Origin of the sequence: Paraburkholderia sp. SECH4, from assembly GCF_030511745.1 — a bacterium.
GTDB lineage: Bacteria > Pseudomonadota > Gammaproteobacteria > Burkholderiales > Burkholderiaceae > Paraburkholderia > Paraburkholderia madseniana.
The window spans coordinates 14341-27117 of sequence record NZ_JALOCP010000008.1 but is presented as its reverse complement, the minus strand read 5'-3'; the positions used below and the strand labels follow the sequence as shown (position 1 = coordinate 27117).

13 protein-coding genes are annotated in these 12777 nt (G+C 62.9%); 5 read left to right on the top strand and 8 right to left on the bottom strand.

Going from position 1 to position 12777, the window contains the following annotated elements:
* Positions 1-67 precede the first annotated feature (67 nt).
* Positions 68-565, bottom strand: coding sequence for an Rrf2 family transcriptional regulator (locus M0D67_RS13545; RefSeq protein WP_154564778.1), 498 nt, complete (start codon positions 563-565; stop codon positions 68-70).
* Positions 566-869: 304 nt separating this feature from the next.
* Here M0D67_RS13545 and M0D67_RS13540 point away from each other — a divergent pair, with 304 nt between their 5' ends.
* The gene (locus M0D67_RS13540) at positions 870-1427 is read left to right on the top strand and encodes a group III truncated hemoglobin (RefSeq protein WP_154564780.1); all 558 of its coding nucleotides are present in this window, start codon (positions 870-872) and stop codon (positions 1425-1427) included.
* A 134-nt stretch (positions 1428-1561) separates the two neighbouring features.
* On the opposite strand, the gene moaE is transcribed toward M0D67_RS13540, so the two are convergent.
* From moaE to M0D67_RS13505, 7 genes are all read right to left on the bottom strand, one after another.
* A complete protein-coding gene (moaE, locus tag M0D67_RS13535; RefSeq protein ID WP_054039446.1) occupies positions 1562-2038 on the bottom strand; it encodes a molybdopterin synthase catalytic subunit MoaE in 477 nt (158 codons plus the stop codon).
* Between the two features lie 71 nt (positions 2039-2109).
* Positions 2110-2367, bottom strand: coding sequence for a molybdopterin converting factor subunit 1 (gene moaD / locus M0D67_RS13530; protein ID WP_154564782.1), 258 nt, complete (start codon positions 2365-2367; stop codon positions 2110-2112).
* A gap of 25 nt (positions 2368-2392) precedes the next feature.
* Positions 2393-3625: a gephyrin-like molybdotransferase Glp gene (gene glp / locus M0D67_RS13525; RefSeq protein ID WP_154564844.1), complete on the bottom strand. Its 1233-nt coding sequence runs from the start codon at positions 3623-3625 to the stop codon at positions 2393-2395.
* Between the two features lie 49 nt (positions 3626-3674).
* Complete coding sequence (locus tag M0D67_RS13520) at positions 3675-3884, bottom strand: hypothetical protein (RefSeq protein WP_266238922.1); 210 nt, start codon at positions 3882-3884, stop codon at positions 3675-3677.
* A 201-nt stretch (positions 3885-4085) separates the two neighbouring features.
* On the bottom strand, positions 4086-5537 hold the full coding sequence (gene thrC, locus M0D67_RS13515) for a threonine synthase (protein WP_154564784.1): 1452 nt from the start codon (positions 5535-5537) through the stop codon (positions 4086-4088).
* 7 nt (positions 5538-5544) lie between these two features.
* Positions 5545-6876 (bottom strand): homoserine dehydrogenase, encoded by a 1332-nt coding sequence (locus M0D67_RS13510; protein ID WP_093632629.1) that lies wholly within the window; start codon positions 6874-6876, stop codon positions 5545-5547.
* Between the two features lie 76 nt (positions 6877-6952).
* Positions 6953-8200, bottom strand: coding sequence for a pyridoxal phosphate-dependent aminotransferase (locus M0D67_RS13505; protein WP_168435878.1), 1248 nt, complete (start codon positions 8198-8200; stop codon positions 6953-6955).
* Between the two features lie 422 nt (positions 8201-8622).
* On the opposite strand from M0D67_RS13505, the gene M0D67_RS13500 reads away from it, so the two are divergent.
* The 4 genes from M0D67_RS13500 to M0D67_RS13485 all read left to right on the top strand — a co-directional run bounded on the left by M0D67_RS13500 (position 8623) and on the right by M0D67_RS13485 (position 12773).
* Positions 8623-8997: an Mth938-like domain-containing protein gene (locus M0D67_RS13500; protein ID WP_154564788.1), complete on the top strand. Its 375-nt coding sequence runs from the start codon at positions 8623-8625 to the stop codon at positions 8995-8997.
* A gap of 211 nt (positions 8998-9208) precedes the next feature.
* Complete coding sequence (locus M0D67_RS13495; protein ID WP_266238921.1) at positions 9209-10966, top strand: glycosyltransferase family 39 protein; 1758 nt, start codon at positions 9209-9211, stop codon at positions 10964-10966.
* A gap of 25 nt (positions 10967-10991) precedes the next feature.
* On the top strand, positions 10992-11363 hold the full coding sequence (locus tag M0D67_RS13490) for an SMR family transporter (protein WP_054034531.1): 372 nt from the start codon (positions 10992-10994) through the stop codon (positions 11361-11363).
* Between the two features lie 258 nt (positions 11364-11621).
* A complete protein-coding gene (locus M0D67_RS13485) occupies positions 11622-12773 on the top strand; it encodes a DegT/DnrJ/EryC1/StrS aminotransferase family protein (RefSeq protein ID WP_266238920.1) in 1152 nt (383 codons plus the stop codon).
* Positions 12774-12777 lie beyond the last annotated feature (4 nt).

Here is a 12777-nt window from a genome sequence, read left to right as displayed (position 1 = left end):
TCAAGCGCTTTTTTGCAATCAGCAACAACTATTTAACATTTGACGCGCGAGAACTTGCCCGCAGGTTTCAGGAAGCCGGCGTGGCGCCGCCAGCAGAAGCGACCGGCACGATCGGGATGACGGTGCTCAAACCCAGCAGCGCAGCCAGCGGGCCGTGCGGCTCTGCAACCTCGCCGATGGTGTGACGATCGAGTTCGGCGAGGAAGGCGTTGCGCGCCGCCTCGAGCACGCCACGCAGTCCGCAGTGCGATGTAATGACACAGGCCCGGCGCTCGTTTTGCTGGTCCGGGAAGCAGCCGACCAGCGCAAAGTCGCTTTCCGTGGCCCGCACGATCTCACCCACGGTCAGCGCACTGGTCTGTTCAGCGAGCCGCAGCCCGCCGTTACGCCCGCGCACCGTCTCGACCCAGCCGAGTTCACCGAGTTGCTGCACCACCTTCATCAAATGGTTCTTGGATATCCCGTACGCGTCCGAGATGTCCTGAATGGTCGATAACCCTTCACCGCGGACGGTGAGGTACAGCAGGACGCGTAGTGAGTAATCCGTATAGTCGGTCAGTCTCATAAGTGCAGGTGCCACGATGAGCGCAAGCCGCGATCCGGGGGATAACCGCGTCGATGCAAGGGTTGCCGGGAGCCGTCGCTTCGCCATAAGATGCTGGCGCTACGCATGTTTTCTTATTTTGCGCTGACGGTCGGTGTTTGTCTTTCGGCAGTAATGGTAACGTTTCCCGCACGGGCCATTCATACGAAAAGCGGGGCATTCGTGGCCTACTTCCTTTTGTTTGGACACAGTTTGAGGTCATTCCTGACGGTCTGTGGCGCCATGTGGCGATTCATAATGAATAACGACATTATCTGGAATTTGCATGAATCCCTCTTTTCCCGCCGCACCGGTTGTCGAGCGCGCCGCCGAACCTACTGAGGCGAATATTCGCGAGCTCGTCTACGGCTTTTACGACCGCGTGCGCGCCGATCCGCTGCTGGGCCCCGTGTTCGAGGCGACGCTGGCGGGCCGTTGGGACGACCACTTGCCCAAGATGTGCACGTTCTGGGGCAGTCTTGTGCTGGGCGCGAAGCAATACCGCGGCAATGTGCAGCAGGCGCATCAGCCGCTCGAGGGCGTCGAGCCGCAGCATTTCAGCCGCTGGCTGTATCTGTTTCTGGATACGGTGGAGTCGCGCTATCAGCCGGCTGCCGCGGTGCGCTTCATGGAGCCGGCGCTGCGTATCGCGCAGAGTTTGCAGTTGAGCCGCTTTGGCTGGGATTACCAGATTCCGGCGGAGCAGCAGGCGTTGCTGGAGCGCGTCGCGCCGAAGCGTCCGCGCGACGATGACCCGCACGAACCGCATGCGCCGGGAGCCTCGACGCGGCGACGGGGTGAGCCGTTCCCGACGAGGATCATCGGCAAGGCGAAGACTGACTGACGGAGGTGCCCAAGCGGTGTCTCAGGGCCGCACGTAGGCCATGACGCGCAGGTACCCGAACTTGCACTGAAGATGCGCTGAAGCGTTCTGGGCGCGCCGCCCGGTCAGCTTCGGGACCTAAAACCGGCGCCCTCCTAATCCTCTTCCTGGTTACCCGACTCGATACCCCACCGGGCCAGCGCCGCGTCATCGGCGACGCGGGCATCCACCCAGCGCTCGCCCTCTTCGGTTTTCTCTTTCTTCCAGAACGGCGCCTGGGTCTTCAGGTAGTCCATCACGAACTCACACGACGCGAAGGCATCGCCCCGATGCGCGGCGGTGGTCGCCACCAGCACGATCTGGTCGAGTGGATACAGCTTGCCGACCCGGTGCACGATCAGCACCTCGATTCCCGGCCAACGCTCGCGCGCGCTCACGACGATCGCTTCCAGCGACTTCTCCGTCATGCCCGGATAGTGTTCGAGCTCCATGGTTTCGACCGTGCTGCCGTCGTTCAGGTCGCGCACGGTGCCGACAAAACAGGCCACCGCGCCGATCTTCGGATTGCGCGCGCGCAACGCGGCGACCTCGGCAGTGAGGTCGAAGTCTTCCGTCTGGACGCGAACGGGCATCTCTGGCTCCTAGGCGGCTTGGCGAGGTTTAGCGTGATCTGGCGGGTTTTTTAGCGACGATTCGACGCGTCTCAACCGCCGGTGACGGGTGGAAAGAACGCGACCTCGCAACCTTCGGTGACGCGTGCGCCGGCATCAGTCATCACGTGATTGCAGGCCATGCGCAGCGCGCGGCCTTCGGCAAGGGTGTCAGCCCAGGTGCCGCCGCGCACGCGCAACCAGGCGCGCACGTCGCCGACGGTCGAGATGCCGTCCGGCAGATCGACCGTTTCGTCGGCGGTGTCGAGCGCTTCGCGCACGCTTGCAAAATATCGGAGTTGAATCTTCATCGGGAAACCGCCGGCTTTGCCGGCCTCAGTTCAGCAATTCGGAAAAGGGGATGAAACGCACGGTCTCACCGGCGCTGATCGCGTGGTTCGGCGGATTGTCGATCAGGCCGTCACCCCACACGGTCGATGTCAGCACGGCCGAGCTCTGATTAGGAAACAGATCGAGGCCGCCGGCCGCATTGATACGCGCGCGCAGAAATTCGTTGCGCCGGTCGGCCTTCTTCTGCGTGAAATCCGCGCGCAACGACAGCGCGCGCGGCGCCACCGTCTGCATGCCGGCCAGAAGCAGGACGAACGGGCGAACGAACAGCAAAAAGGTCGCGAAGCTGGAAACCGGATTGCCCGGCAGGCCGATGAAGAAGGTTTCGGCTGACGCAGCCGCATCGGTCTGCTGCGCGGCACGGCGCACCGCGCCGAAGGCGAGTGGCTTGCCGGGTTTCATCGCGATCTGCCACATCGACAGGCGCCCCTCCGCCTCGACTGCCGGCTTGACGTGATCCTCCTCGCCGACCGACACGCCGCCGCAGGTGAGGATCAGATCGTGCGCTTGCGCGGCTTCGCGCAACGTCGCGCGGGTCGCGTCGAGTTTATCGGGGACGATGCCGTAGTCGGTGACTTCACAGCCTAGTTTTTCCAGCAGCCCGCGCAGCGTGAAACGGTTCGAGTTGTAGATCGCGCCGGGTTTCAGCGGTTCGCCAGGCATGGTCAATTCGTCGCCGGTGAAGAATACGGCGACTTTTACTCGGCGGCGCACCTGGAGTTCGGCGCAGCCGACCGACGCGGCGAGTCCCAATGCCTGCGGCGTCAGGCGCGTGCCCGCTGGAAGGATGGTCGAACCGTTACGGATGTCGGCGCCTTGGGCGGTGATCCATTCGCCGGGTGCTGGGTTGTGGAGGATCGTGACCTCGTTGCCGGCGGCCTCGGTTTGCTCCTGCATCACGATGGCGTCGGCGCCCGGCGGCACCGTAGCGCCGGTGAAGATGCGGGCTGCCGTGCCGGGTTTTAACGGCTCGGGCGCGTGGCCGGCTGGAATGCGTTGCGAGACCGGCAGGCGGCGGTTGCCATCGGTTGCCAGATCTTCTGCGCGGATCGCGTAGCCGTCCATTGAACTGGTGTTCATGGGGGGGACGTCGAGCGGCGACGTAACGTCTGCTGATAGCACGCGGTTGAGCGCGTCTAACGTGGGGATCGATTCCGTGCCGGTGATCGGGCTCGCTGCGCTGAGCAGGGTCGCCAACGCTTCGGCAGTGGAGAGCATCGGGGCGCGGGGCGTTGGGGTGGACATCTTCTGGTCTCGAAGCCGCTGGTTAAAAGAATATTGTAGCGGTCGAACTTGGTGGACGGTGGTGGGTGGGTGTTATGGTGGTTTTTTTGCCTTCGGCGCTGGCCGTTCCTTGATCTGGTTTTTGTGCCTTTCCTTGTTTTGTTAGTGGTCTATTAGCGTTGCCCCTGTGCGGGGCGGCACCTACTTTTTTTTGCATGCCGCAAAGAAAAGTAGGCAAAAGAAAGCGGCTCAAACCACTCCTGCTAAGCGGGGCCCGTAGTTTACACAGGGTAGTGGTGCATCTGGAATCTGTGTTCGTGCCCCTGCATGCGCCAGTGACAAGGGCGTCATTCTTCCGGCGGCGCTGCGCGCGCCGAAGAGCACTTCTTCAAACCAATCTCACCCGTCGCCCGTCGTATCGAGCGCGACGCTGTCGCGCTCGATACTCACGGTGTTACTCGCCCGTGTTCGCGACGATGAAGTCCTTTACGCGCTGTACGTCCGCCGGTAGCACTTCGAATCGCTGCGGCAGCGATTCCAGGCCCGAGAATGCGGCTGGGCGCTCCGGTTCGCGTAGCAGCGCTTCGCGGATCGTTTCGCCGAACTTGATCGGTTGCGCCGTCTCCAGCACGATCATCGGAATGCCCGCTTGCAAATGCTCGCGCGCTACCTTCAGGCCGTCTGCCGTGTGCGTGTCGATCATCGTGTCGTAACGCTCGAAGACGTCGCGGATCGCATCCACACGGTCCTCGTGGCTGCTGCGGCCCGACACGAAACCGAATTCCTTCACGCGCGCAAAATCACCGCTCGCCGCCAGGTCGAAACCGCCCTTCTCTTCGACGTCGCGGAACAGTTGAAGCACGCGCGCCGGGTCGCGGCCCAGCAGGTCGAACACGAAACGCTCGAAGTTCGAAGCCTTCGAAATGTCCATGCTCGGGCTGCTCGTGTGGTATGTCTCTGCCGCCTTGCGCACGCGGTAAATGCCGGTGCGGAAGAATTCGTCGAGCACGTCATTTTCGTTCGTCGCGACCACCAGCTTCTCGATCGGCAAACCCATCATGCGGGCGATGTGGCCCGCACATACGTTGCCGAAATTGCCCGACGGCACCGTGAACGACACGCGCTCGTCGTTCGACTTCGTCGCGGCAAAGTAGCCCTTGAAGTAGTACACGACTTGCGCCACCACGCGCGCCCAGTTGATCGAGTTGACTGTGCCGATCTTGTACTTCGCCTTGAACGCGTGGTCGTTCGAAACCGCCTTCACGATGTCCTGGGCGTCGTCGAACACACCCTCGACCGCGATGTTGAAAATATTCGGGTCCTGCAGGCTGTACATCTGCGCGGTCTGGAACGCGCTCATCTTCTTGTGCGGCGAGAGCATGAACACGCTGATGCCCTTTTTGCCGCGCATCGCGTATTCCGCTGCGCTGCCGGTGTCGCCCGACGTTGCGCCCAGAATGTTCAGCGTCTCGCCGTGTCTGGCCAGCGCGTACTCGAACAGGTTGCCGATCAACTGCATCGCCATGTCCTTGAACGCGAGTGTCGGACCGTTCGACAGTTCCAGCAGCGACAGCGGCGCGCCGTTCTCGACGCCCAGCGTCTTCAGCGGTGTGATCTGCGCGGCGCTTTCGTCGTCGCGCACGTGGCAATACGTCTTAGCCGTGTAGGTCTTGCGCGTCAGGGCGCGCAGGTCTTCGGCGGGGATGTCGTCGCTGAATTTCGACAGGATTTCGAAGGCGAGATCCGCGTACGGCAGCGTGCGCCAGCGCGCCAGTTCGTCGGCCGTGACGCGCGGATATTCGGCCGGCAGGTACAGGCCGCCATCTTTCGCAAGACCGCCCAGCAGAATGTCGGAAAACGTATGGCGCTCGCCGGCTCCGGCGCCGCGCGTAGAGAGGTAGTTCATATTCGGCCTAGTTCAGCGCTTCCATGCGCAGCTTCGTGACTTGCGAGACAACGGTCTTCAGCGCTTCGATCGTTTTGATCGCCGCGTTGACGTTCTTTTCAACCGTTTCGTGCGTAATCAGGATGATGTCGGTTTCGCCCTTGCCGTTCGCGTCGACCTGCTCCGATTCCTTCTGCAGCAGCGCGTCGATCGAAATGCCCCGATCCGCCAGAATGCGCGTGATGTCGGCCAGCACGCCCGTCACGTCAGCCACGCGCAGGCGCAGGTAGTAGCCGCTCGTCACTTCGTCGATCGGCAGGATCGGTGTGCTCGACAGGCTGTCCGGCTGGAACGCCAGATGCGGCACGCGATGCTCCGGGTCCGCCGTATGCAGACGTGTCACGTCGACCAGGTCGGCCACCACGGCGGATGCCGTCGGCTCCGCGCCCGCGCCCTTGCCGTAGTACAGCGTGGAGCCAACCGCGTCGCCGTGCACGACAACCGCGTTCATCGCGCCTTCCACGTTCGCCAGCAGGCGTTTTTCCGGAATCAGCGTGGGATGCACGCGTAATTCGATGCCCTTGTCCGTACGGCGCGAGATGCCAAGCAGCTTGATGCGGTAGCCGAGTTCTTCAGCGTATTTGATGTCGATTGCAGCCAGTTTGCTAATGCCTTCGACGTACGCCTTGTCGAACTGCACCGGCACACCGAACGCGATCGCGCTCATGATTGTCGCCTTATGGGCGGCGTCCACGCCCTCGATGTCGAAGGTCGGATCGGCTTCGGCGTAACCCAGTTCCTGCGCGGCTTTCAACGCGGTCGCGAAATCGAGCCCGCGGTCGCGCATCTCCGAGAGGATGTAGTTCGTCGTGCCGTTGATGATGCCGGCAATGTACTGGATGCGATTGGCCGTGAGCCCTTCGCGCAGCGCCTTGATGATCGGAATGCCACCCGCCACCGCCGCCTCGAACGCCACCATCACGCCGTTGGCGCGCGCCGCTTCGAAAATCTCCGTACCGTGCACGGCGAGCAGCGCCTTGTTGGCTGTCACCACATGCTTGCGATTCTTGATCGCGCGCAGGACAAGGTCGCGTGCCACGCCCGTGCCGCCGATCATTTCCGCCACGATATCGATCGACGGATCGTCGACCACCGCGTTGAAGTCATCGGTCAGCGCCACAGTGCCGGCTTCACTGCCGAGCGCCGCGGTCGCCTTGGCGGGATTGCGCACGGCAATGCGCGCAATCTCAATGCCGCGGCCCGCGCGGCGTTTGATTTCTTCCTGATTGCGGCGCAGTACCGTGAAGGTGCCGCTGCCTACCGTGCCGAAGCCCAGCAGTCCAACTTTGATCGGTTCCATGCAGCGTGTGTTTTCGAGTAAGGGATTAAAAGGAAACTGGGGCTGGCAGCGGCGCGCGCCGGGCGCGCCGTCCATCTCAAGCCGTGTGGCGTTTGCGGTAGCCGTCGAGGAAGCGCGCGATCCGGTTGATCGAATCCGCGAGGTCGTCCACGTTCGGCAGGAACACGACGCGGAAGTGATCCGGCGTCTTCCAGTTGAAACCGGTGCCTTGAACCAGCAGCACGCGCTCTTCCAGCAGAAGGTCGAGGATGAACTGCTGATCGTCCTTGATCGGATAAATCTTCGGGTCGAGGCGCGGGAACATATACAGCGCCGCCTCGGGCTTCACGCAACTCACGCCGGGGATGGCCGTCAGCATGTCATACGCGAGTTCGCGCTGTTTGTACAGGCGCCCGCTCGGCACGATCAGGTCGTTGATGCTCTGATAGCCGCCGAGCGCGGTCTGGATCGCGTACTGGCCGGGCACGTTCGGGCACAGGCGCATCGAGGCCAGAATGCCGAGCCCTTCGAAGTAGTCTTTGCCATTGCGGCGGTTCTCGCCGGTCAGGCCCGAGATGAACATCCAGCCGGCGCGGTAGCCGCACGAGCGGTAGCTCTTCGAGAGGCTGTTGAACGTGACGGTGAGCACGTCCTCGGAGAGCGCGGCCATCGACGTGTGCTTCTTGCCGTCATAGACGATCTTGTCGTAGACCTCGTCGGCAAAGATCACGAGGCCGTGCTGGCGGGCGATCTCGATCAGGCCGAGCAGCAGTTCGTCCGAGTAGAGCGCGCCGGTGGGGTTGTTCGGATTGATGACGACGAGCGCACGAGTATTCGGCGTGATTTTCGCGCGAATGTCGTCCAGATCGGGCATCCATCTATTCGATTCGTCGCAGATGTAATGCACCGGCGTGCCGCCCGACAGGCTTACGCCGGCGGTCCACAGCGGGTAGTCAGGCGCGGGCAGCAACACTTCATCGCCGTCGTTCAGCAGGCCCTGCAGCGCCATCACGATCAGCTCGGAGGCGCCATTGCCGATGTAGATGTCGTCCAGTTCGACGCCATGCACACCCTTTTGCTGCGTGTAATGCATGATCGCCTTGCGCGCGGCGAACACCCCCTTGGAATCCGAGTAGCCGGACGAGCCCGGCAGATTCAGGATCATGTCCTGGATGATTTCATCCGGCGCGTCGAAGCCGAACGGCGCGAGATTGCCGATGTTCAGCTTGATGATGCGGTGGCCCTCTTCTTCGAGCCGTTTCGCATGTTCGAGGACAGGCCCGCGAATGTCGTAGCAGACATTCAACAACTTGTTGGATTTGAGAATCGGTTTCACGGCGGGCACTTCATCCTGTTGATGGGCTTGGGCGAACAAGCGGGGGCGGAAAAACCGGGACCCGGGCAAGTCCGCCGATACGGGGAATTATGACGCGGCACGTCCGCCAGAGACGAGAAAAGCAGACGAAATGCGGGCAGAACCAGGGCAGGTAGCCGATGGGCCGCGCCCGTGCCCTCAGGGCGGCTTATGACAGCACATGAGGTGGCACTTGAGCGAGGGGCGCCGCAAGGCGGCTAAAAAGTTATAATTTAGCGGATTTTGGCCGACTTCCGCAATGCACCAACCGCATCGGCAAGCCTTTTCGGCCGCTTCTGTGTCACTCGCTGTGCCACTCGCGTGTCCCGCTCGCGTCAAACCGCCCTGCTTCCGTTCTGCCAGGTCAGGCCGCCAACACGCATGATGTCTCACGACGACTTCGGAAAACGAATTTGAAATTACATCAGGATTCCAGCGGCGCCCTCAACACCGTCACCGGTTACGGCGCCGGCTATGTCGAAATCAATCTGGTGCGCCACGTCGGCAGCATTCTCCTGCTGCCGGAAGCCCCCGTCATCCCCTGGCCTGTCTCCTCGTTCGAAGACCTGAGCGCCGAGCACTTCGCCATGCTGGTGGACGCCGCGCCCGAAGTGGTCATATTCGGCAGCGGTGAGAGGCTGCGCTTCCCCCATCCGCGCCTGACCGCCGCGCTCACCGCCAAACGCATCGGCGTCGAAACGATGGACTTCAAGGCCGCCTGCCGCACCTACAACATTCTGATGGCCGAGGGCCGCAAGGTCGCGGCCGCGTTGCTGATCGAAGCCTAGTGGCGCCGAGCAGCGGGTGTTTGCCTGACGTGCCGGCACCGGCCGTCGGGCATGGCAGCCGCCGCGTGCGCATCGCCGGACCGGCCGCGCGCCCTGGCCGCGCCACGGCCGATAACGTACACTGCGCGCCATTGGCGCCATGCCGGCGATCGCCATTTTCAAATAACACTGCCTCGCTGCCCACGCGGCGTCGCCAAAAAGGTTGAAATTCATGAACGATACGCCGACGAGGCTACCGCTCAACCGCACCACGATCCTGCTGCTGGTGCTGGCCCTCGCCGTAATCTGGTTCGTGCCGCTCGGCTGGCGGCATCTGCTGCCGAGCGACGAAGGCCGCTACGCCGAAATGGCGCGCGAAATGTTCGTCACCGGCGACTGGATCACGCCGCGCTACAACGGCTACAAGTATTTTGAGAAGCCACCGCTGCAAACCTGGCTCAACGCGCTCACGTTCGCGTGGTTCGGCATCGGCGAATGGCAGGCGCGGCTCTACACCGCGCTGACGGGCTTTGCCGGCGTGCTGTTGATCGGCTTCACCGGGGCGCGCGTGTTCAATGCGGCGACCGGCGTGTTCGCGGCGATCGCGCTGGCCACGTCGCCGTACTGGAACCTGATGGGCCACTTCAACACGCTCGACATGGGCCTGTCGTTCTGGATGGAGCTGACGCTCTGCGCGCTGCTGCTGGCGCAGCGCCCCAACCTGCCGACGGCCAACGTGCGGGCATGGATGTGGGTGTGCTGGGGGGCGATGGCGCTGGCGGTGCTGTCCAAGGGCCTCGTCGGCGTGATCCTGCCGGGTGCGGTGCTGGTGCTGTACACCCTCGTCGCACGCGACTGGGCCGTATGGAAGCGTCTGCATCTGATCGGCGGCCTGATCGTGTTCTTCGCGATCGTCACGCCGTGGTTCGTACTCGTGCAGCAGCGCAACCCGGAATTCCTGAACTTCTTCTTCATCGTTCAACAGTTCAAGCGCTATCTGACGCCTGAACAGAACCGCCCCGGGCCGTTCTACTATTTCGTGCCGGTGCTGCTGGTCGGCTTCCTGCCGTGGTTGTCGGTGACCTTCCAGAGCGTGCGCCATGCGTGGCGCTTGCCGCGCCAGCCGAACGGCTTCGCGCCGGTCACGCTGATGCTGGTATGGACCGCGTTCATCTTTCTGTTCTTCAGCGCCTCTCACTCCAAGCTGCTTTCGTACACGCTGCCGATCGCGCCGCCGATCGCCCTGCTTATCGGCATGTACCTGCCGCTCGTCACACGTGACCAGTTGCGCCGCCATCTGGCCGGCTATGCGTTGTTTCTCGTCGTGGCCGCGTTTGCCGCGATGTTCATGGGGCGCTTCGGCAACGCGCGCAACCCGACCGAGCTGTACGTCGAATACCGCACCTGGGTGCTGGCGGCGCTCGGCGTCGCCTTCGTGGTCACGCTGTTCGCGCTGTGGCTGAACCGCCGCAGCCGCGTCGGCACCCTTGGCGCCGTCGCGAGCTTTGGCGCGGCGTGGCTGCTGCTCGGCACGATCGCCGGCACGGGTCACGACGTGTTCGGTCGCCTGAGTTCCGGCGCGCCGCTCGCGCCCGCGATCAAGGCCGAAATCGCGAAGTTGCCGGCCGATACGCCGTTCTACTCGGTCGGCGTGCTCGACCATACGATGCCGTTCTACGTCGACCACACGATGATCATGGTCGAACATCCGGACGAACTGGCGTTCGGCATATCCGTCGAACCGCAGAAATGGGTGCCGACGGTCGACGCGTGGATCGAGCGCTGGAAGGCCGATCGCTATGCGCTCGCGCTGATCCCGCCGTCCACTTACGACAGGCTGCTCAAAGAGGGGCTGCCGATGCAGGTGATCGCGCGCGACTCGCGCCGGGTGGTGGTGATGAAGCCCGTGGCGGTGCCCGCATCCGACGCTGCGGCGCAGAACGCACCGGCGCCCGACGCACCCGCACCAGTGGAAAAACCACAACAATGACCCCATCTCAGGAACTGACCGTTCGATGAACCCGATTTCGCTCTTTTGTATCCTCGCAGGCGTCACGTTGAACGCCGGTGCGCAGTTGCTGCTCAAAGCCGGAACGAATGCCGTTGGACACTTCGAATTCACCCGTGCGAACATCCTGCCCATCGCCTTTCGCCTCGCGACCCAACCGCCGATCATCGGCGGGCTGGCCTGTTATGTGATCAGCGTGGGCGTATGGGTGATCGGACTCTCGCGGGTGGACGTGTCGATCGCCTATCCGATGTTGTCGCTCGGATACGTCGTCAACGCGTTCGCGGCGTGGTATCTATTCGGCGAAGTGATGTCGGTACAGAAGCTGGTGGGGATCGGCGTCATCCTGATCGGCGTGGTCGTCCTGGCGCGCAGCTAGGCGGCACGGCCCCGGCAGCACGGCGCCGGGCACGATTTATTACCGTTTATTGCGCGGCACTGATGCGCGCGCCGCGAAAATGCCGGCGGAAAAAGATGCGGAAAACCGGGCATCGTCGCCGGATAAGTAAAACGTAAGCTTGGCCGCGGTAAGCTTGGCGGTTGCGCCCTTTTTTAGTCGTGGCCTTGGGTTTGCGCGTAGTTTGTGATCTACTTCGCGCCCTTCGGGTTGCGCCCCTTTCAATCGAGCGAAGCATTCATGAGCCAGTCAACAGTCCCGTTTTTGCCGTTTGTCAAACCTGAGATCGATGAAGAGACGATTCAGGGCGTCGCCGACGTGCTCCGCTCCGGTTGGATCACGACCGGCCCGCAGAACCAGAAGTTCGAAGCGGCGTTGTCCGAGTTCTGCGGCGGCCGTCCGGTGCGCACGTTCAATTCCGGCACCGCGACGCTTGAAATCGGGCTGCGTATCGCCGGTGTGGGCGAAGGCGACGAGGTCATCACCACGCCCGCCTCGTGGGTCGCGACCAGCAATGTGGTCTACGAAGTCGGCGCGACGCCGGTGTTCGTCGACATCGATCCGGTCACCCGCAACATCGACCTCGATCTGCTGGAAAAGGCCATCACGCCGCGCACCAAGGCGATCATTCCGGTGTATCTGTCGGGCCTGCCGGTCGACATGGACCGGCTGTATGAAATCGCCCGCGCCCACAAGCTGCGCGTGATCGAAGACGCCGCGCAGGCGTTCGGCTCGACGTGGAAAGGCGAACGCATCGGCAAACTCGGCGATATGGTCTCGTTCAGCTTCCACGCGAACAAGAATCTGACCTCGATCGAAGGCGGCGCACTGGTGCTGAACAACGAGGAAGAAGCGATCCTTGCGCAGAAGTACCGCCTGCAAGGCATCACTCGCACCGGCTTCGACGGCATGGACTGCGACGTGCTGGGCGGCAAGTACAACCTGACGGACGTCGCCGCGCGCGTCGGCCTCGGTCAGTTGCCGCATGTGGAGCGTTTCCTCGCACAGCGCAAAAAGCTCGTGCGCGCCTATTTCGCCGGGCTCGAAGGCGGCGCGGCGGTCAAGCTGGGCATCGGCCTGCCGTTTGCCGACTTCGAAAACAGCAACTGGCACATGTTCCAGATCACGCTGCCGCTCGAAAAACTGTCGATCGACCGTGCGGGCTTCATGGGCCAGTTGAAGGAACGCGGCATCGGTTCGGGCGTGCACTACCCGGCGATTCACCTGTTCTCGCTGTACCGTGCGCGCGGCTTCAAGGAAGGCATGTTCCCCCATGCGGAGCGCTACGGCGCCACCACCGTCACGTTGCCGCTGTTCACGCTGATGAACGAGGGCGACGTGGAGCGGGTCTGCCGCGCGGTCAATGAAATTTGCGAACAATACGGAAAATAAGCGG